Origin of the sequence: Pedobacter steynii (assembly GCF_001721645.1) — a bacterium.
In the GTDB taxonomy this organism is placed as follows: Bacteria; Bacteroidota; Bacteroidia; order Sphingobacteriales; family Sphingobacteriaceae; genus Pedobacter; species Pedobacter steynii_A.
The window spans coordinates 1639671-1661087 of record NZ_CP017141.1; the positions used below are offsets into that span (position 1 = coordinate 1639671).

A 21417-nucleotide genomic window follows, 5' to 3' on the forward strand; every position below is an offset into this window, starting at 1 on the left:
TCAATGGATCTGCAATTAAAAGATAAAGTAGTCATCGTAACCGGCGGAGCCAAAGGTATTGGAGAAGCTATTGTAAGGTTACTGGCAAAAGAAGGGGCTACACCTGTAATCGTAGGAAGAAATGAAGCCGATAACCAGAGGCTTGCTGATGATATTACTGCTGAGGGTGGAAAGGTATTTCAGTTGGTCGCCGAATTAACTAAGCCCTCAGCTAGTGAAGAAGCCATTAAAATTGTTCTGGAGAAATTTGGAAGAATTGATGGACTGGTAAATAATGCAGGGGTAAATGATGGCGTCGGACTGGAAAGTGGAAACTATGAAAGCTTCGTGGAAAGCCTGCACAAAAATGTGATCCATTATTACCTGATGGCACACCATGCTTTGCCGGCACTTAAAGCATCTAAAGGAGCGATTGTAAATATTGGCTCTAAAGTCGCGGATACCGGGCAGGGAGGTACTTCTGCATATGCAGCTTCCAATGGTGGCAGAAATGCGTTGACCAGGGAATGGGCGGTGGAATTGCTGCCTTATGGCATTCGTGTAAATTCAGTGATCGTTGCAGAATGTTATACACCATTGTATCAGACCTGGATCAATTCTATTCCTAACTCTGAAGAAAAATTAACTTCCATAAAAGCGAAAATCCCTTTTGGAAATAGAATGACAACGGCAGAAGAAATTGCAAATACAACGGTGTTTTTGCTTTCTGAAGCGTCGAGCCATACCACCGGGCAACTGGTTTACGTTGATGGGGGGTACGTGCATCTCGATCGCTCTATCAGCCCGCTTTAGATTAAAAAAATCAAATGTCCTTCTTCTCCTCAAATGTTTTGCTGAAGGGCAAACATTTGGATGTCGTCGAAGCACATTTGATTTTTTTTGCAAAACGCAGAACCTGTATTGCGGCCTTCGTAATGGAGTTTGAAAAGGGAAATAGCACTGGGGCAAAGTAAATAAGTCGGTTGCTATTCTAATTTTGCTGAATGTTTACACAGTAACTCCTTCAAAAAGTATTAAAAATAAAAAGGTGTATGTTGTGAGAAGGCCTTAGGAAGTTTTGTCCTTTTTCAGGACAAAAGATTCCAGCCTTCGAATAATATACACCTTTTTATAATTTAATCTCTCCGGGCAATATTCCGGAACTAAATTGCGGCAGTATATGCTTTTAACCAGGCCACTTCTTCCGTATTTAAAAGTGGGCTCAGGCGTTCAAATACCAGTGCATTATAACTATTCAGCCAATCTATCTGTACTTGCTCCAATAATTCCTTTTTTACAATGGTGGTACTGATCGGGGCAATGGTTAAAGATTCAAAAGCATAGAATTCGTTAAACTCGTTGCTGACGTCTTTAATCGTGTTTACCAGGTTTTCTATCCTTACGCCGTGTTTCCCAGGGCGGTATACTCCGGGTTCAATAGAGGTGATCATTCCAAGTTCAATGGCGACTGGAGTAGCGGTCGGGTTAAAGGTATGAGGCCCTTCGTGAACATTCAGGAAATAACCAACGCCATGCCCTGTTCCATGTCCATAATTGATGGCGTAGTCCCATAATGGTTTGCGGGTGATGGCATCGATCTGATAACCGCATGTTCCTTTAGGGAAACGCGATTTACAACCGTCGATCATGCCTTTCAGAACAAGTGTATAATCTGTTTTTTCTTCTTCGGTATTGTTTCCCATCGGAATGGTGCGGGTGATGTCTGTAGTGCCATAGAAATATTGACCTCCGGAATCTACAAGGAACAAACCTTCTGCTTTTACCTCTGCGTTGCTCTCTTCTGAAGGGCCATAATGAGGTAAAGCACCATGGGCTTTATAGGCACTGATGGTATTGAAACTATCGCCGACAAAGCCTTCTTGCTCCGCTCTGAATTTACGGAGTTCGGCAGCTGCAGAAAGCTCAGTGATCCTGATCTTGCCAATGTTTTCTGATAACCATTTCAGGAAACGTGTGATGGCAACCCCGTCTTTTGCCATCGCGATGCGGGTATTGACCAGTTCTGTCTCATTTTTAACCGCTTTCAGGTTGGTTGAAGGGTTGGTGTCTTTGATAATTTTTACTGATGCCGGTAATAGTTTTGCATAGGCAAAACAGTTGCGCTTAGGATCAATAAAGATGGTGTTGTTTTCAGGGACTGCAGATAATGCAGATTCAATGTCTTCATAAGGACTTACCTGAACACCACTTGCGGAAAGCATTTCTTTTTCTGCTGCGGTTAGTTTATCAGGGTTAATAAAAATGGTGGCTTTATCCTTCGCAATTAAAGCGAAGCTAAGCACCACCGGATTATAACTCACATCTTTTCCACGAATGTTGAATAGCCAGGCCATATCATCAAGAGAGGAGATCAGGTGGTAGGTCGCACCCTTTTTCTGAAGTTCAATCCTTACTTCAGCTAATTTAGAGGCCACAGACTGTCCGATGTACTGTTCTTCAATTAGAAATGCCTTTTCTGCAGGTAGTTCCGGCCGGTTTTCCCAGATTGAACTCAGGTAATCTTTGTCGCTCAGCTGTATGTCCTTGATAGAGAACTGTTGTGTAAGAAGATCTCCTAAAAGGATAGAGAGCAGCTTTTCATTTGTAGCTACAATGGCGCCTTTATCCAGCTTTTCGATGAGCCACTGAATGTATTCAGGAGCATGTTGAACTTTTTGTTTTACCAGCTCAAAACCACTGTTCTCCAATTGTTCTGCTGCCTGCTCGAAATAACGGAAATCTGTCCACAGACCCGCAAAATCATGGGTAATCACTAAGGTTCCTGCCGATCCGGTAAAGCCGGAAGCAAAAGGAATACATTTGTAATGATGGGGTAAGTATTCACTGATATGTGGATCCGCTGAAGGGATAATATAGGCTTGTACATGGTCAGCCTTCATTTGTTTACGTATCTCGCTTAATTTTTCCTGATATGTCATGGTTTAAGTTTTAATAGCTAATCTCGTGAATGCAAATCTGCAGTAAATTATTCTTTATGTCTTTTTATTTTTGTTTTTTTATACCATGAACGCTTCGTTATCTCCTCTCAAAAATCAAGAAATTATAGGTGTTATTGTTACCTTCCTACAGGAAATAGGATTGGAGGTCTGGCTGGAAAGCCATGAAGGAGATTCTTTTTTTTCTGGTATCCGCATTAAATCCGGAGGGCTTAGCATAGATCCATCTCAGGTGGTTAATCCTGGAGACATCCTGCATGAGGCAGGGCATCTGGCCACCTTGCCTTATTCCCAGAGGTGTAAACTGGATGGAGAACTTCCTGATATTGATCTGCACAGGGGGGCTGAGCTGATGAGCCTGGCCTGGAGCTATGCTGCCTGTCTGAAGCTGAAGCTGCCCCCACAGGTTGTGTTCCATGCTGATGGATATAAAGGGGGTTCTGAACACCTCATCCATACTTTTGAAGCGGGTAAATATATAGGACTGCCCATGCTCCAGTATCAACAGATGGCTTACGATAAGAAAAATGCAGCAGTCCTGAATATTGAGCCCTTCCCTCACATGCAAAACTGGCTATGCATTAAAGGGGAGCCTTCTTCTTTGTGACCTCATTTTTATAGATGAAATGATGAAGGGATCTGGTGGTAACTTTTAAATCCGTACTGAGGTACCAGATGTTGTTGATTCTTTTTCCAACGCTTTCCCGGTCTAAGGGAAAACGGGCCTGTTCAATAGTTTTATTTTTGGAGTTTAGAATACTTCCGGCAAAATTTAAAAGCGCAAAATTAGCCATGCTCGTTTCTATATTAGGGAGTACTTCTGTGGCAAAAACGGGAAAAATTTCCTGACCTGAGCCCTTTAGTTTATCGAAGATGGAGATCAAAACACTACGTTGACGCTCCGTTCTTTCGGCATCTCCATTACCAGCCGCCCGGATCCTGGTATAGGCAACAGTTTGTTTTCCATCCAGTTTCTGAAGACCAGGGTTTTTTAGAGGTATAGCCGGAATTTTCTCATAGACAGACACTTCATCCAGGTAATTGTTCAGGTAAGGAAGTTCTGCGGCCTTCACATTTACCATGATTCCACCCAGCGCATCCACGATCTTTGCCGCTCCATAAAAATCAACATTCATATAGTCTTTAATGTCCAGGTCAAAATTTTGGTTGATGGTTTTGATCGCCAGTTGCGGGCCCCCGACAGCAAATGCGGCATTGAGCTTATCCATGTCTTTACCTTCGATTTTAACGTAGGTATCCCTCATTATGGACGACATTTTTACTTTCCCATTGAGCGGATTTATGGAGATAATAATGATGATATCCGTGTTCCCGGCCTCTTGCTCTGTACGCCTGTCGACCGCAAATAAGGCAATGTTAACAGGGGGATTGGTCATGGTTTTTACTTTCCGCTGAACTTCAGGAGAGATGCCAAGCGCTTCAGCTGATCTGTTTAAAGGAACAGGTGATTTGTGCGCAGGTACTTCGGAAATCCCGGATTGCTTATCCTGAGCGTTTGAAGCAAATGAAGACAGGATAGAAAAGAAAATAATAAATGTAAAAGCTTTCATCTTTTTAAAACTTAGGATGATTCTATTTCAATAACCATACCTGTGAACAAATAAAATTCTTCCTACCTTTAAAACGTTCTTAAATCAGCAGATAAAAGAAGAGGAATATGTTTATGGATAAAGCGTATAAGATTGCCGTTATAGGTTTGGGATATGTGGGTTTGCCGCTCGCTATTGAATTCGCTAAAAAATATAAGGTGCTGGGATTTGATATTGACCAGTCGAGGATTGAAGAGCTGTGCCTGGGAGATGACCGGACAAAGGAAGCTGATTTGAAAGAACTGAAAAAGTTATTGATGGCGGAGACGGAACATTCGGGACTGGCATTTTCCTCTCTGACAGCCGACCTGGATTCCTGTAATGTGTTTATCGTTACCGTTCCAACACCCATTAACCGGTTTAAAGCGCCTGATCTGAGCCCGCTTTTGAAGGCTTCTGAAATGGTTGGTAAAGTCCTTAAACAGGGGGATATTGTGATTTATGAATCGACAGTATATCCTGGCTGTACCGAAGAAGATTGTGTTCCGGTTCTGGAAAAGCATTCCGGGCTGAGGTTCAATGCTGATTTTTTCTGCGGCTATTCTCCCGAGCGGATTAATCCCGGAGATCGGGTAAATACCCTGACAAAGATTAAAAAAGTTACCTCAGGTTCCACACCGGAGGTGGCGGAGGAGGTGGATCAGTTGTATGCGCAAATCATTACCGCAGGAACACATAAAGCACCGAGCATCAAAGTGGCCGAAGCTTCCAAGGCCATTGAAAACGCGCAAAGGGATGTAAATATTTCTTTTGTGAATGAACTTGCACTGATCTTTGACCGCATTGGAATCGATACGACAGATGTGATTGAAGCTGCGGGAACGAAATGGAATTTTCTAAAATATAAACCGGGATTGGTAGGCGGACATTGCATTGGTGTTGATCCTTATTATCTGGCGCATAAAGCAGAGTCTTTGGGGTATCATCCCCAGGTGATTTTGTCTGGCCGCAGGGTAAACGACAATATGGGAATGTTCGTGGCCAATAAGGTCGTTAAGCTGATGATTGCTAAAGGATATCCGGTTAAAGGAGAGAAAGTGCTGATCCTGGGCTTTGCATTTAAGGAGAATTGTCCGGATATCCGGAACACCCGCGTCATCGATATTTATGAGGAGTTGAATCAGTTCGGAATGGAGGTTACTGTTTTTGATCCATGGGCAGACCCGGAATTGGTAAGAAAAGAATATGGCTTTGAGCTGGATAATACTTTAAGGGATAAAAACTATAAGGCTATCATTGTTGCCGTTTCACATCAGGAATTCCTGGCACTGGACTATAAAAAATATAAGGAAGATGGAGCAATTATCTTTGATACAAAATCTTTTATAGAAAGAAAATATACTGATGCGAGATTGTAAAATTTAATCGTGCTTATTGTCTGTTTTCGTAAAAATTTATTAATTATGGCACGTTTTTAGATGCTAAGTGAAAAATAAAAAAAGCAGTGCTTCATCATTACTTTGGTGTATTCATTTCTGGAATTGGTCCCTTTAGGGGATATTTAATTCATTGTGAATCATTCTTCTCAGGGAAGAAGCCTTTGTTTGAAAGAAATTCCGATTTCAATAAATTTTTTATTGAAAATGGTGATTATTCTGCTAATTTTATGGCATTAAATAAACCCGGGGGGGTATCTAAATGAAAAAAAAACTACTAGTTATTTTACTACTATTATCTGGCGGATCGGCATTTTCACAAATGAATGGCGACTATAATTATTCTATTGCTGTAAGAGGCTTTGGCATGATGCAAATGCCTAAAATTTTAAATGAAACGGACGACAGCAAATATATAAACACCTATTTTACAGGGCTGGCAATGAAGTTTAATGACAATCAGATCAGTTATCGTTTAGGTGGTAGTTATTTGAAGAAATCTAAACAATTTTATAACAACTGTCTCACCTGTGAGGTGGTCAATGGTGATGTTACCGATTACTCCCTCAAAGTAGGATTTGAGAAGAATCTTAATTTTTCAAGGATTCAGCCTTATTTCGGAACTGATATTGGATTCAGGTCTAATAAATTTGTGGGATTGTCCGAAAATGCAAACACTTTAAAAGGAATAGAATCGGATGCTGTGATTCCAGCAAGTAAGGTCGAGGCAACTAAAGTTGGTTTTGTGGCAACACCGTTAATCGGGATAAAATTGAATATCATCAATGAATTGTCTCTGTTTGTAGAAGGTAGTTTCGATTTCTTCTATTCTTATGAACGACAGGAATCTATTACCCAGGATGCAAAGAATACACGGACTTTTACGAAAATGAATAAATCAGAATTCCTCCTGAATCCGGTATCTGTAGGGCTTACCCTTCACCTGGGAAGTAATAAATAATATTAATATCACTGATCTTCATTCAGCTTTGAGTTTGTTTTTGTGTCTTTCATAAATACATAAACAAGCAGGGAACAGAAGATACAACCGGTAATGTACCAGTAATAATAAGACTCATGGCCCCAGTCTTTGAGCCATAGTGCAATGTATTCTGCTGTGCCACCGAATATGGCTACGGTCAGGGCATAAGGAAGGCCAACACCTAATGCACGTACTTCTGCAGGGAAGAGTTCCGCTTTTACAACGGCATTGATGCTGGTGTATCCACTTACAATAATTAATGAAGCCATCAATAATAAAAACGCAGTCCATTGATTGCTTGTCTGGCTTAATGCCGTAAGTAAAGGTACAGTACACAGGGTTCCGAGTATGCCAAAGCCAATTAATAACGGCTTGCGGCCTATTTTATCAGATAAGGCACCGAACAAAGGCTGGAGGCAAGCGAAAAGGAATAAGGAAAGAAAGGATAAGAGGGTTGATTCTTCCCTGGTCATCTTTACGGTATTGACCAGGAACTTTTGCATATAGGTGGTATAAGTATAAAAGGCGAGGGTTCCGCCTAGGGTTAGTCCGACTACAGTAATGACTGCCTTCGGGTGTTTTAGCAACTCTTTTATCGTTCCCTTTTTTTCGGTATCCTTCTTTCTTTGATTTTCAAAAGCCCTGGTTTCTTCCAGGTTCTTTCTTAGATAGAGGGCTACAACAGATAGTATGGCGCCGAATACAAAAGGAATCCGCCATCCCCATTCCATAAGTTGTTGCTCAGAAAGTAAGACCTTTTGTAACAGGAGCTGCAGCGCCAGGGCGAGTAACTGCCCTCCTATGAGTGTCACATATTGAAAACTGGAATAGAACCCGCGACGGTTTTTTGTGGCCATCTCACTCAGGTAGGTGGCCGATACACCATATTCTCCACCCACGCTTAATCCCTGCAGTAACCTTGCAGTTAGTAGGAGAACGGGGGCAAGAATGCCTATGGTCGTGTAGGTTGGTGTTAAAGCGATTAACAGTGAGCCTAAGGACATCAACAGGACCGATAGTGTCATGGATTGCTTTCGGCCGATCCGGTCTGCGATCCTTCCAAACAGGTATCCACCCAGAGGACGCATGAGAAAGCCGAGTGCGAATATTCCGGCCGTATTCAGGAGCCTTACCGTATCGTTTCCCTCCGGAAAGAAAGCAGAAGAAAAATAAATTGCAAAAGCGGAGTAAGCATACCAGTCATACCATTCTACGAGATTTCCAACAGATCCTCCAAATATCGCTTTTAGTCGTCCTGGAGATATTTTATCATGATCACTGTCTGGATGAATCTGTTCAATGTTTGTTTGCATGCCTGAATCTCTTTTGGTTAAAAGCAAAAGATAAGGCTTTAAAATAAATTTTCGTACCCCTGCCAACCTGAACTTATCAAATTATACAAGAGTACGAGAATTAAAGTCTGTTATGACCACTAAGTTTTATTGAAACTGGTGACTTATATTATAGTTAATATAAGTATTTGAAACCGGGGATGCCGTTTGTACTACTTTTCCATCCACCAATATCTCCATCTTAATTGTACCTGGGCCATCAGTGTAGGCTGAGACCGTAAAAATTTCAGCAAAAGCTACTTTTTTGGTGAATTTTTTGGTGAAAGGCAGGGTCTGACTATCAAGATTAGTGGATGCACCTGCGTCATTCGTATACATGATGTCGGTAATGCCAACGTTTCCAGCAGTCTGGGTTACTTTGTATTCAATGGTTACATCTTTAGGATAACCAGCTCTTGGGTCGTCAAATTTGTCCTTATCTTTTGAGCAGGAGCTGATTAATGTTACTGCCAGAAGCGTTAAGGCGATTTTTGTTAAAACGGTTGTTTTCAATTGTAAAAGTCTCATGAGGTTTTTGTTTTTAATAGATTATTATGCTGTTACAAATCTATCATGGACGTTTTTTCTAATCAATACCTGGAAAACAGGTTTTGTTTCTACCAGTATTTGGGTATAAGTGCTTAAGATTCCTAGTATCGGAGTAAATATTGTCTGTATAATCTGCTTAATCTGAAAACATGTTCTAAAATCACCAGAATAACTACAGGCAGGATAACGAGTTCAAAAATGTGGAACTTCCAGAAAGCATAGGCAAATAAGAGAATTAACCGGCAGCATTCCAGGTAGTAGATCCATTTTCTTTGTTCCAGGAGCGCACCACAATTGATTAAGGTAATCAGGATGAAAGCAGTAACGAACGACTTGTCTTCCAGATGTAGAGCAGTATAAAAAGCCGTGACAAGGCTAAGCAGGCCAATGCAGAGTAGAAGTTGGACATTTAAGTAAGTCCTGAACTTAAAGCGGTGAGCTGAGGCTGCTTTGTGTTGAAGGTATCTTCTCTCTAATATGGGCCTGATGCTTTGATCAAGAGTGGCGGGATTTCCGAAAATGATCTTCAATCTTGTTTTAAAGTACTTTTGTCTTTTACAGGCTTCGAGAATTTCCAGATAATAATGAAAGTGCTGCCATAGAAAACTATAGCTTTTTACCGGATGGGTAAGACCATATGTCGGGGCTTCTTCTTCCTGTTGATAGGTTCCGAACAACTTATCCCAAAATACAAAAACATCCCCATAGTTCTTATCAAGGTACTTCCTATCGCTGGCATGATGAACGCCATGAAGGGAGGGGGTGATGAGGATATGTTCCAGCCAGCCAAGTTTTCCGATGAGCTGTGTATGGGTAAAAAAGGAATAAGCACCATGTACCATCAGAATGGTAATGACCATTGCCGGATGAAATCCGAGGAAAGGAATGATGCACCAGAAAATGTTCCTGATCAGTGCCTGGAAAACGGTTATTCTTGCCGATACGGTGAGGTTAAACTCTTCACTTTGATGGTGAACAATATGTGCTGCCCATAAAAAAATTACCTGGTGGCCGAGGCGATGATACCAATACCAGACTAAGTCTGTGGTCAGGATCAACAGCAACCATACCCACCAGGTATTGGGAATGTCAAAGAGGGCATAGTTTTTATATACCCAGTAAAACAAGCTGTAAAAGCTTGCAGAGATGAATAAGTTAAGTAACCTTTCAGCAATGCCAATACTGATGTTTGCAATAGAGCTCTCATATTTAAAAACTTCCGGCTTTTTCAGATAAACGGCCAGACGGTATTCCAGATAGAGGAAGAGGAAAAATGCGGGTATGGCAAAGGCCAGGTAATTTAAGGTTATCATTTATGGCTTGTTTCTGATTTTGATAAAACTGAGCAATCGCCATTGGTCGATCCCTTTTTGCAGGGAATGCAGCTTTCCTGAGCGGATCAGGTAGCTTATCGCTAACGCAATTAACATAACCTGATTATTTAACCAGACCTGCAAAGCGTTGATAAAAGGCAGTAGGACTTTTTTCATGCTTTGGTTCATACTTTCCGGCGATAATCGGTAAATAAATCACCCTTCTACGGCTCTCTTCTCCAATTACAGAGGATTGTGCAACCCGGTGCCATAAGCGGCCATCATGAATTGTCAGGTCACCGGCTTCAGGAGCAATTGCAACTTCTGCAGGATCGGGCTTGGTATCCAGAAAATACTTTTTCCGGAAAAGCATGCCATATAAACTCTGTTTATGTGTTCCGGGAAGTACGCGTAATCCCCCGTTTTCAGGCCTAAGGCTGCTCAGATGAATACCTACATTGAGCATAGGATTGAGCTTCTGACCCTGAAAAATATCTCGGAGACCGTCGGTATGCCAGCCCATCTGGGTAAATTTACTTTCCGGTCCGTTGACGTAATGGTTGAGTACCATACCGTCTTTTTCTGCCGTGCCTAGTCTTGCGCCCGGGCCAATTAACTCTAATAAGGTCTCGAAGCGAGGGTCGTTAGGCAATTCGGCGAATAAGGGATGTTGCTGGTTGATAAAGGCAAAACGCTGGACAATGGCAGAGCCATCGAGGTCTCTGCCATATTTGATAGGGATGCCGTTGATTTTAATTTTTTGATCGCTGATCCATTTTTGTTGCACTTCAATAGAGGCCTGAATGATGTCATTCACGGTTTCCGGCTTAATGAAATTCCTGAAATGAATGAAGCCGTTTTTATTGAAGAAATCGGTTTGTTCTGTAGTTATTTTATTCCCTAAGGTGAATTTTATAGATAGATTTTCCATGATGATGAATTTTTAATGCTAAATGTTGAAGTAAACAGTGCCATCTGCGGGGTTAGCCCTCAGGAGGTGATGAATGATGAAATCGATAAGGTGTAGAGATCAACAACAACAATAGCAACAACCCGCCCTTCCTGAGAAGAGCATTCGCATCGTATGTGCGGTATGAATATGGTTGTTATTCTTCATTGAGATAAAGTCTATTAATTTAGTAGACTTTACAAAAGTAGGAAAATAATTGTCTTATCAAATTTATTTTGAAAAAAAAACCTATTAATTTTTATTGTTGGTATAAGCGGGCGGTGATCCTCTCAATCAGGGACTTAGGTAGAATCCTGGTGCCGAAGACCGAAACCTTGTTTAGAAACCCGGGAATGATCTCAGCCTTTTTATTAAACATTCCTTTCAGCCCAATTTTCGCAACGTTTTCCGGAGACATGTTGAATTTCTCTGCAAGATCTGCCAGTGCATCCATGCCTGCGCGACTCGAAAATCCGGTTGCTGTTGGGCCCGGGCATAAGCAGCTCAGCGAAACAGCGCTGTCTTTAAGTTCGTACCGCAGCGCGCGACTGTAAGAAAGAATAAATGTTTTACTTGCCGCATATAAGGAAAGGGTAGGTACTGCCTGATAGGCTGCTGTACTGGAGATATTTAATACGTAGGCCTGAGTTTGTTGCTTTAAGAGTGGTAGTAAGTGATGGGTTAATTCGACAACGACATCAATGTTGAGCCTTAGCATATTCATCTGAGCATGGAGCGTCAGCTGATCGAAATCTCCCCATAATCCATATCCTGCATTGTTAATCAGGATCGATAAAGATGGAGCCTGGGCCTTACACCAGGCAGCAACCTGCTCAGCCGCATGTTCCACAGAAAGGTCTATCGATAAGTAAAAAACTTCGATTTTATATGCTTCCTTCAACAGCTCTGAAAGCTGTTGAAGTTCCTCTTCTGAGCGGGCAGCCAGCAATAGGTGGTGCCCTGAGCGGGCCAATGACTCAGCAATAGCTCTTCCAATGCCTTTACTCGCACCAGTTATTAAAGCATATTTTTTCATATAAAGCAAATAGGTTTGTTAAACGCTGTTTTCATCTTTTATACCTTTTAACAGGGCGTAAATAGCCATGGAATGTCCGTGTCCAAGTTCAAAGTCCTGCTTTAGCCAGTCGACAATCTCTGTGGCTTTTACATTTGCTTTAAGGTGTCCGGCCTCACTGAACCCCTTTTCATCTGCGATTTTTTTTAAATCTGCTGGGGTCAGGCCTGTTTTCTCTTTAATCGTTTTTAGGTAAGCTTGAAATGACATGAGCTGATCAATTTATGAATATAAATGAATAATTATCCAAATTTAGTCCGAATTATGTTGATTCACCGTGTCGATAAATGACAAAGATAGGGGGGGATTGTGACATGCGCAGGTAGTGGTTTTGGGGGTGTAAAGTTTCTTTACAACTTCTCCCCGGACTGTCATCGTTTTCTTACAATTCAAATAAATTGATATATTTGCTGTCTTAAATTAAACCTATACTATACCTAATGAAAGTTGCATTAATAACAGGCGTTACAGGCCAGGACGGGGCATATCTTGCTGAATTTTTACTCAAAAAAGGATATTTTGTTCATGGCTTAAAAAGACGCTCTTCTTCTTTTAATACGGAACGTATAGATCATCTCTATCAGGATCAGCATGAGAAGAATTTAAACTTCAAACTGCATTACGGAGACCTTACCGATTCTACCAATCTGATCCGGATTATACAGGAAACACAACCGGATGAAATTTATAATCTGGCGGCAATGAGCCATGTTAAAGTGAGCTTTGAAACGCCCGAATATACAGCCAATGCAGATGGTATAGGGCCTTTGAGGTTACTTGAAGCCATCCGGATTTTAGGTCTTGTAGACAAGACTAAAATTTATCAGGCATCCACTTCTGAATTATATGGACTGGTACAGGCAGTGCCACAGAGTGAAACCACTCCATTTTACCCGCGTTCTCCTTATGCTGTTGCAAAAATGTATGGTTATTGGATCACTGTAAATTACAGAGAAGCTTATAACATGTACGCCTGCAATGGAATTTTGTTTAATCATGAGAGTCCGGTGAGAGGTGAAACTTTTGTAACGAGAAAAATTACACGTGCGGCATGTAAAATCGCTCTAGGTTTGCAGAGCTGTCTATACCTGGGTAATTTGTCCGCACAGAGGGATTGGGGGCATGCAAAGGACTATGTGGAGGCCATGTGGCTGATTCTTCAGCAGGAAAAACCAGAAGATTATGTGATTGCTACAGGCGTAACCACCACTGTTCGCGATTTTGTAAAAATGAGTTTTGCAGAATTAGGCATAGAAATTGAGTTTAGTGGCAAAGATCAATATGAACGGGGAGTAATTATTGATGTTGACCAGGAATTGGTACAGAAGCTGGGATTAAATGACGAATATTTGAAACCGGGTACCGTTGTTGTTCAGGTGGATGAAAAATATTTCAGACCCACAGAAGTTGATTTATTATTGGGAGATCCGACAAAGGCAAATACTAAACTAGGTTGGAAACCAAAATATGATCTGCCTTTATTAGTTCAGGACATGGTTCATTCCGATCTTCATTTGATGAAGAAAGATGAATACCTGAAGCAAGGTGGGTTTAAGACGTTAAACTATTTTGAGTAAAATATAAATTGTTATAAAACATCACGCTGATTTATTTCAGTACTTTTTAATGCAAAAGTCCCGGTTAAATTGGGACGGGGGTCACAAAATCTGCTATATGAATTTTAAAAATACAATAACCGCTGTACTGTTCTTTTTTACCGTGCTTGCCGCACAAAGCGTTTATTCACAGACTAATTATGCCGACGTTAAAGTTGATGAATTGTCTGATGCTCAAATTCTGCAAATCATTAAAAAAGCAGAATCTATAGGATATGGAGAAGCCCAGCTTGCTCAAATGGCTGCTGCGAGAGGGATGAAGCCTGATGAAATACAAAAATTGAAACTTCGTGTAGAGAAAATAAAATCTCAGGGTTCGGATACTCAAACAGAAAATAAAACGGCTGCTACCGGACGGGAATATAGTGAAACTACAGATGGGGGAGCTATAGACAACGAAAAGAAGGTTAAAGACGAAGAAGTTGGCCCTAAGATATTCGGATCTGAATTGTTCAGAAACGGAAACCTAACTTTTGAACCCAATCTGAGAATGGCGACTCCTAAGGGCTATGTGATCGGTCCGGATGATAAGCTGTTGATTGACCTGACCGGTGATAACGAGGCCAGCTATAACCAGGAAGTAAGTCCTGACGGCGTGATCAATCTGCAATATGTGGGTAGAATATCTGTTGGCGGATTAACCATTGATCAGGCCACGTCTAAAATTAAAGCAGTGATGGCCAAAACTTATCCGGGATTACGCTCGGGGCGTACCAATCTGGCGATTAACCTTGGGAATATCAGAAGCATAAAAATTACGATTACCGGACAAGCCGTTAAAACGGGTACTTTTACCTTGCCTTCGCTTGCTACTGTTTATAATGCATTATATGCTGCAGGTGGTCCATCTCTAAACGGTTCATTTCGTAAAATTGAGGTGATCAGAAATAATAAAGTAATTTCTACAATCGATGTTTACAATTTCCTGCTGAAGGGGATTCAACAAAGTAATATCCGCCTGCAGGATCAGGATGTGATTAATATACCTGTTTTCGAAAAACGTGTGGAAATCCAGGGAGAGGTGAAGCAGGCTGCCTTATTTGAGGTGGTAAGAGGAGAAACATTGCAGGATATCATTAATTTTTCAGGTGGTTTCACCACACAGGCTTATACTGCCAAAATCAAATCATTTCAGAATACAGATAAGGAACGCCGCATTATGGACATTGCGGCTGCGGATTATGGCAGTTACAATCCCAGAAACGGAGATAAATTCGTAGTGGAGGCCATCCTGGATAGATTTGAAAACAGAGTAGAGATTATCGGAGCTGTTTTTCGTCCGGGAGTATACCAGTTAGAAAAAGGATTAACACTGAAAGCGCTGATCACTAAAGCAGATGGCTTAACGGAAGATGCTTTTCTAAACCGCGGTTACATTAATAGGTTAAATCCGGATAATACACAAAATCTGATCTCATTTGATGTTGCTAAGATTATGTCAGGAGAGCAGGCAGATATCTCTCTTTTGAGAGAAGATAAAATTACCATATCTTCTTTATTTAGTTTGCGTGATGAATATAAGATCAGCATTAGTGGTGAAGTAAGGGCACCAGGTACTTTCGATTATGCAGATAATATGAAATTAGGTGATGTCATCCAGATGGCAGGCGGCTTTAAAGAGGGCGCCACGCCAAACAGAATAGAGATCTCCAGGAGAATTAAAAACAGTGATGCTACTTCTAAATCTGCAGCTACTGCGGAATTATTTATCGTAAAAGTGGATTCCAGTCTGAGGTTGCAAGGAGACAGTGCTTTTGTTTTAAAGCCTTTTGATATCATTTTAGTACGTAATTCAACCGGATATGAAATTCAGAAGCAGGTTAAACTGGAGGGAGAGGTATTGTATCCTGGTCTATATACCATCACAAGAAAGGACGAGCGTATTTCAGATCTGATTAAGAGAGCCGGTGGACTAACACCAATGGCTTATGCGGAAGGGGCTTCATTAAAAAGACCTGGAGCTGAAGCGGTAAATCCATCTGATAAAAACGCCATCAATAACAAAGAAGAGGAAAATCTAAAAATGCTCAACCTTAAAAGGTTTGAAGAGTATGGTGCAAAAGATACCTTAGGTGCAGCTTTAACGGAAAAAATCATTTCTTCCGATCTTGTTGGAATTAGCCTGGATAGAATTATGGCTCATCCTGGCGGCCGTTATGATCTTTTTCTGGAAGAAGGTGACGTAGTCCGTGTTCCTAAGCAGCTACAAACTGTTAAAGTTACCGGTGAAGTTTTAAGTCCGAACAGCATTGTATATTCTCCGGGTAAGAGCTTTAAGCAATATATTAATGGTGCGGGTGGATTTACCTATAATGCCTTTAAGAAAGGTGCTCATATTAAGTATGCGAACGGCTCGGTTGAATCAGCAACGAAATTCCTGTTCTTTAATAACTATCCGAAAGTAAAACCAGGATCAGAAATTCTGGTTCCTAAAAAAGCGGAGAAAGCAGGAATGAGTGCTCAGAGCTGGGTAGGAATTGGTACTGCTCTGGCTTCTCTTACCGCAATCATAGTTTCTCTATTTAGATAGCATATACAGATTAATAAGCATTTCAAGTATAAAATGAATTCAGAAAATCCAGATAACGAAATAGCACCTGCTGATGAGATTTCTTTAAAAGAACTATTACTCAAAATAGGTGAGTGGTATCGGTACCTTTTGTCTAAATGGTTGGTCATACTGTCATTTGCTATTATAGGCGGCCTTTTGGGATTGTTATACGCCTATGTTAAAAAACCTGTTTATACCGCTTCTACGACATTTGTGTTAGAAGATTCGGGATCAGGAGGTGGTGGTCTTGGACAATACGCTGGTCTGGCCTCTATGGTGGGAATTGATCTGGGCGGCGGTGGTGGCGGCATTTTTCAGGGAGACAACATTCTTGAGCTGTACAAATCCCGTGTGATGATCGAGAAAACCCTGCTGTCTGATATTGAGTATAACGGAAAGAAACAATTGCTGGTTGACCGGTATATTGATTTTAATAAACTTCGTGATAAATGGAAAGATAAGCCTGAATTGAAAGACATTCAATTCAAAGCGGAGGAAATCAAGAATTTCGGGCTTTCTAAACCGAAGTTTACCCGCCTTCAGGATAGTATTTTGGGAAAGATCATTACCGATGTCAGCGATAACTATCTGGAGGTTACCAAACCGGATAAAAAATTAAGTATCATTAAGGCCGATGTTAAAGCAATAGATGAGGTTTTTGCCAAAGAATTTAATGACCAGATTGTAAAAAATGTAAATGATTTTTATTTACAGACGAAGAATAAAAAGTCGGCGGAGAATGTTGCAATTATGCAGCGAAAAACAGATTCGGTGAGGGCGGTAATGAATGGTGCTATTTATTCTGCAGCAGCGGTAGCTGATGCGACGCCAAACTTAAATCCCACCCGTCAGGTACAAAGAACTGCGCCGGTACAGAGATCCCAGTTCTCAGCGGAGACGAATAAAGAAATTTTAGGAGAACTGGTGAAAAACCTGGAGATGTCTAAGATTGCCTTACATAAAGAAACGCCTCTAATACAAATTGTAGACCAGCCGGTATTCCCATTGGAGGTTAAAAAACAGGAAAAAATTAAGAGTATTATCCTGGGAGGGGTCTTAGTAGGGCTACTTTCCTGCTTTGTCTTAATTATCCGAAGACTTTTAAAAATGATTTTAGTTTAAATAATATATGGACATCTTAAGCTTAATAGGTCGTAAGACAGAGTTATTCCAAAATGATATAAACAATTATGAGAATAGCTTAAGAAAAGAAGTTGAGCAATCTAAATTTTTAGTAATCGGTGGTGCAGGATCAATCGGCCAGGCCGTTACTAAGGAAATCTTTAAGCGTAATCCCCTAAAGCTTCATGTTGTGGACATTAGTGAGAACAATATGGTGGAGCTGGTGAGGGACATCAGAAGTTCTTTTGGTTATATTGACGGAGATTTTCAAACCTTTGCTCTGGATATCGGATCCATAGAATACGATGCATTTATAGAAAGTGACGGGAACTACGACTATGTGTTAAATCTTTCTGCCTTAAAACATGTAAGAAGTGAAAAAGATCCTTTTACATTGATGAGAATGATTGATGTAAATGTTTTTAATACCGAAAAGACCATTAATCAGTCTATTGCGAAAGGAGCAAAAAAATATTTTTGCGTGTCTACAGACAAGGCGGCAAACCCCGTAAACATGATGGGCGCTTCCAAACGTATTATGGAAATGTTTCTGATGCGGAAGAGCCAGGAGATCAATATTTCTACGGCGCGTTTTGCAAACGTTGCTTTTTCAGATGGATCGCTGTTGCATGGATTTAATCAAAGAATCCAGAAGCTTCAGCCAATCGTTGCACCGAATGATATCAAAAGATACTTTGTAATTCCTAAAGAATCGGGAGAGTTATGCCTGATGTCTTGTATTTTTGGGGAGAACAGAGATATTTTCTTTCCAAAATTAAGCGAGGATTTACATTTAATCACCTTTGCTGATATTGCGGTTAAATACTTAAATGGCCTTGGCTATGAGCCCTATCTTTGTAATAGTGAAGATGAGGCCAGAGAACTGATTAAAACCCTGCCTCAGGAGAAGAAATGGCCTTGTCTCTTTACCTCCAGTGATACTACCGGTGAAAAAGATTTTGAAGAGTTTTTTACCGATGAAGAAACGCTGGATATGGAACGGTTTGAGAACTTAGGAGTGATCAAAAACAGCCTGAATTTTCAAAATGAAAAACTGGTACACTTTAGTGATTCCATTTCAAAGTTTAAGTCTGCAAGAAAATGGAGTAAGGATGAGATTGTCAGCTTATTTCATGACATGATACCAGACTTTGGGCACAAGGAGACAGGTAAGTATTTAGATGCAAAAATGTAAAAATGGAAAATTCGAATAAGTTTCAGGGAATTGTTGATTTTGTAAAGAAAGCATATCCTAATAAAGATTTTGTGGCTTTACATGAGCCAGTATTTATCGGGAATGAGCGTAAATATGTATTGGATGCGATTGATTCGACCTTTGTTTCATCAGTTGGTGCTTATGTCAATAGCTTTGAAGAGAGGATGGCTGAAATTACAGGGGCTAAATATGCAATTGCAATTGTAAATGGAACTAATGCCTTGCACATGGCTTTATTATTGGCTGGTGTAGAAAGAGACCATGAGGTTCTTTCACAAGCGCTTACATTTATAGCTACTGCGAATGCCATTAGCTATATTGGCGCCAAACTTGTTTTTATTGATGTAGACAGGGATACTATGGGAATGTCCCCGGAGGCCTTAAATCGGTTCCTGAAAACAAATGCCGAAAAGAAATCTGACGGATATACTTATAACAAAGTAACCGGCAAAAGAATTTCGGCATGTATACCCATGCATACATTTGGACTTCCTTGTCGAATTGATGAAATTGCTGCCATATGTGAAGACTGGAATATTACTTTAGTTGAAGACGCAGCTGAATCTTTAGGAAGTTATTATAAAAATAAACATACCGGAACTTTCGGAAAGCTTGGTGTTTTTAGTTTTAATGGAAACAAAACCGTGACTTGTGGTGGTGGTGGTGCAATTATCACTGATGATGAAGCGCTGGCAAAAAGAGCGAAACATTTGACTACTCAAGCTAAAGTTCCTCACAAATGGGATTTCGTCCATGATGAAATAGGATACAATTACCGTATGCCAAATTTAAATGCTGCCCTGGCCTGTGCGCAGCTGGAGCAGTTAGCTTTATTTGTAGAGAATAAAAGAGAATTAGCCGGGCAATATCAGGTACTTGCTGAATCCCTGAGATTTTCTTTTGCCCAGGAGTTAAAGGAAGCAAAAGCCAATTACTGGCTTGTCGCATTAGTCTTGGATGACCTGGAAGAGCGAAATGCATTTTTGGAATATACCAATTCAAGAGGCGTAATGACAAGGCCGATCTGGGAACTAATGAACCGTTTACCTATGTTTAAAGATAGCCAGGCCGATGACTTGGAAAATAGTCTCTGGCTAGCAGACAGAGTGGTTAATATTCCTAGTGGATTTAGAACATAATTAATGCAGAAACAAAAGCTTATATTGATTGGAGGTGGTGGTCATGCCAAGGTTTGCATAGACGTGATTGAACAGACAAATCAATATGATATATTGGGAATTTTGGACCGTTCGGACCTCATTAATACAAGCGTTTTAGGATATCAAATTATTGGAACTGATAAAGATATTTTAAAATATGTTCAAGATGGATGTGAATTTCTGGTTACTGTAGGACAAATAAAAACAGCGAAAATCCGAAAACGGATTTTTGACCTTTTACTTCAGTACAATGCTCCTCTGGCAACCATTATTTCTCCTAGATCTTGTGTTTCAAAATATTCAAAAATAGAAAGAGGAACAATCGTAATGCACAATGTAGTCGTTAACGCAGGTGCCCGTATTGCTGAAAATTGTATATTGAATACCGGATGTGATATAGAACATGATGCTGTTATTGGTCCACATACACATATATCTACCTATGCAGTTGTAAATGGAGATTGTAATATAGGAGCTGAAGTTTTTGTTGGAAGCAATGCAACGATATCAAACCAGATTAATATAGGAGATGAAATTATTATTGGGTCTGGGGCGGTCGTAACTAAAAATATCAATCAGAAGGGGACCTATGTTGGAAGTCCTGTCAAGAAAATAAGTTAATGAAACAGACAATCATCATTGCCGAAGCAGGTGTTAACCATAACGGAATCCTGGAAAACGCATTTAAATTGGTAGATGCAGCGGTCGCTGCCGGAGTTGACTATGTGAAATTTCAAACTTTTAAGGCGGAAAAACTGGTTTCCAGTAAGGCTAAAAAGGCGGACTATCAGATTGATAACACGAAAAATTCGGATGAATCTCAATTGCAAATGCTTCAAAAACTGGAGCTATCTGTAAAAGATCATGAGGAACTGATCTCTTATTGCAAGACCAAAAATATTAAATTTTTTTCCACAGCATTTGATTTGGATTCCTTGTCTTATCTAGCGGAAATTGGTCTTGATATGGTTAAAATTCCTTCCGGAGAGATTACGAATTTACCTTATTTAAGAGTTGCCGCCAATCTGTTTTCTAAAGTAATCTTATCTACAGGAATGGCTACCATTGCTGAAATTAAGGAGGCATTGGACGTGTTTCTTAATGAAGGTATACCAAAAGAAGAAATTACCATCCTTCATTGTAATACTGAATATCCTACACCAATGAGTGATGTTAATCTTAAGGCTATGATTCATATTGGGAATACCTTCAATACTGCAATTGGTTATTCTGATCATACTTTAGGCATTGAGGTACCGATAGCAGCAGTTGCTTTGGGGGCGACGATGATTGAAAAACATTTTACCCTGGATAAGACCATGGAAGGTCCCGATCATCCTGCTTCTTTAGAACCGGATGAGCTAAAAGCGATGGTTTCTGCAATAAGAAATATAGACAGTGCAATTTCGGGGAACGGCTTAAAAGAACCATCTCCTTCTGAATTTAAGAATATTAGTGTTGCGAGAAAGAGTATTGTAGCCCAAAAGATGATTTCAAAAGGAGAGATCTTTACGGTCGATAACCTTACTGTCAAGCGTCCGGGAACAGGAATTTCTCCAATGAAATGGGATGAAGTAATCGGAAAAACAGCGGGCAGAGATTTCCAGGAAGATGAATTAATAGAATTATAA

The 21417-nt window shown here is 40.5% G+C and carries 19 protein-coding genes; 11 read left to right on the top strand and 8 right to left on the bottom strand.

The genetic code is table 11. The annotated features are described in order from the left end of the window. Positions 1-3: 3 nt before the first annotated feature. A complete protein-coding gene (locus BFS30_RS06755; RefSeq protein ID WP_069378588.1) occupies positions 4-792 on the top strand; it encodes an SDR family oxidoreductase in 789 nt (262 codons plus the stop codon). Between the two features lie 350 nt (positions 793-1142). On the opposite strand, the gene BFS30_RS06760 is transcribed toward BFS30_RS06755, so the two are convergent. Continuing rightward, positions 1143-2918 carry an aminopeptidase P family protein gene (locus BFS30_RS06760; RefSeq protein ID WP_069378589.1) on the bottom strand — a complete coding sequence of 592 codons (1776 nt, stop codon included), beginning with the start codon at positions 2916-2918 and terminating at the stop codon, positions 1143-1145. Positions 2919-3003: 85 nt separating this feature from the next. Between BFS30_RS06760 and BFS30_RS06765 the strand changes: the two genes are divergently transcribed. Continuing rightward, positions 3004-3543, top strand: a complete 540-nt coding sequence (locus tag BFS30_RS06765) for a hypothetical protein (RefSeq protein WP_069378590.1) — start codon at positions 3004-3006, stop codon at positions 3541-3543. Here the strand turns inward: BFS30_RS06765 and BFS30_RS06770 are convergent. Then, positions 3518-4507, bottom strand: coding sequence for an LCP family protein (locus BFS30_RS06770; RefSeq protein WP_069378591.1), 990 nt, complete (start codon positions 4505-4507; stop codon positions 3518-3520). The two genes, BFS30_RS06765 and BFS30_RS06770, sit on opposite strands and share 26 nt — an antisense overlap. Positions 4508-4614: 107 nt before the next feature. Between BFS30_RS06770 and BFS30_RS06775 the strand changes: the two genes are divergently transcribed. Next, entirely contained in the window at positions 4615-5904 is a 1290-nt protein-coding gene (locus BFS30_RS06775; RefSeq protein ID WP_420488419.1) for a nucleotide sugar dehydrogenase, read from the top strand. 280 nt (positions 5905-6184) lie between these two features. Beyond that, positions 6185-6883 carry a hypothetical protein gene (locus BFS30_RS06785; protein ID WP_069378593.1) on the top strand — a complete coding sequence of 233 codons (699 nt, stop codon included), beginning with the start codon at positions 6185-6187 and terminating at the stop codon, positions 6881-6883. An 8-nt stretch (positions 6884-6891) separates the two neighbouring features. Here BFS30_RS06785 and BFS30_RS06790 read toward each other — a convergent pair whose 3' ends face one another. The 6 genes from BFS30_RS06790 to BFS30_RS06815 all read right to left on the bottom strand — a co-directional run bounded on the left by BFS30_RS06790 (position 6892) and on the right by BFS30_RS06815 (position 12331). Beyond that, positions 6892-8217: an MFS transporter gene (locus BFS30_RS06790; protein WP_069382326.1), complete on the bottom strand. Its 1326-nt coding sequence runs from the start codon at positions 8215-8217 to the stop codon at positions 6892-6894. Positions 8218-8343: 126 nt separating this feature from the next. After that, complete coding sequence (locus tag BFS30_RS06795; RefSeq protein ID WP_069378594.1) at positions 8344-8763, bottom strand: hypothetical protein; 420 nt, start codon at positions 8761-8763, stop codon at positions 8344-8346. Positions 8764-8885: 122 nt separating this feature from the next. Then, on the bottom strand, positions 8886-10097 hold the full coding sequence (locus BFS30_RS06800) for a sterol desaturase family protein (protein ID WP_069378595.1): 1212 nt from the start codon (positions 10095-10097) through the stop codon (positions 8886-8888). A gap of 124 nt (positions 10098-10221) precedes the next feature. Beyond that, positions 10222-11028 (bottom strand): phytanoyl-CoA dioxygenase family protein, encoded by an 807-nt coding sequence (locus tag BFS30_RS06805; RefSeq protein ID WP_069378596.1) that lies wholly within the window; start codon positions 11026-11028, stop codon positions 10222-10224. Between the two features lie 277 nt (positions 11029-11305). After that, positions 11306-12082 carry an SDR family NAD(P)-dependent oxidoreductase gene (locus tag BFS30_RS06810; RefSeq protein ID WP_069378597.1) on the bottom strand — a complete coding sequence of 259 codons (777 nt, stop codon included), beginning with the start codon at positions 12080-12082 and terminating at the stop codon, positions 11306-11308. 18 nt (positions 12083-12100) lie between these two features. Then, positions 12101-12331, bottom strand: a complete 231-nt coding sequence (locus tag BFS30_RS06815; RefSeq protein ID WP_069378598.1) for a DUF4287 domain-containing protein — start codon at positions 12329-12331, stop codon at positions 12101-12103. A gap of 230 nt (positions 12332-12561) precedes the next feature. Here BFS30_RS06815 and gmd point away from each other — a divergent pair, with 230 nt between their 5' ends. The 7 genes from gmd (at position 12562) to neuB (ending at position 21417) form a co-directional block, all read left to right on the top strand. Then, entirely contained in the window at positions 12562-13698 is a 1137-nt protein-coding gene (gene gmd / locus BFS30_RS06820) for a GDP-mannose 4,6-dehydratase (protein WP_069378599.1), read from the top strand. A 97-nt stretch (positions 13699-13795) separates the two neighbouring features. Further along, complete coding sequence (locus tag BFS30_RS06825) at positions 13796-16267, top strand: SLBB domain-containing protein (RefSeq protein WP_069382327.1); 2472 nt, start codon at positions 13796-13798, stop codon at positions 16265-16267. Between the two features lie 33 nt (positions 16268-16300). Then, positions 16301-17410, top strand: a complete 1110-nt coding sequence (locus BFS30_RS06830) for a Wzz/FepE/Etk N-terminal domain-containing protein (protein ID WP_069378600.1) — start codon at positions 16301-16303, stop codon at positions 17408-17410. 7 nt (positions 17411-17417) lie between these two features. Next, positions 17418-18605, top strand: a complete 1188-nt coding sequence (locus tag BFS30_RS06835) for a UDP-N-acetylglucosamine 4,6-dehydratase (protein WP_069378601.1) — start codon at positions 17418-17420, stop codon at positions 18603-18605. Between the two features lie 2 nt (positions 18606-18607). Next, complete coding sequence (locus BFS30_RS06840; protein ID WP_069378602.1) at positions 18608-19765, top strand: LegC family aminotransferase; 1158 nt, start codon at positions 18608-18610, stop codon at positions 19763-19765. A gap of 3 nt (positions 19766-19768) precedes the next feature. Next, positions 19769-20407 carry an acetyltransferase gene (locus BFS30_RS06845; protein ID WP_069378603.1) on the top strand — a complete coding sequence of 213 codons (639 nt, stop codon included), beginning with the start codon at positions 19769-19771 and terminating at the stop codon, positions 20405-20407. After that, positions 20407-21417, top strand: a complete 1011-nt coding sequence (neuB, locus tag BFS30_RS06850) for an N-acetylneuraminate synthase (protein ID WP_069378604.1) — start codon at positions 20407-20409, stop codon at positions 21415-21417. The genes BFS30_RS06845 and neuB overlap by 1 nt, the downstream gene beginning before the upstream one ends.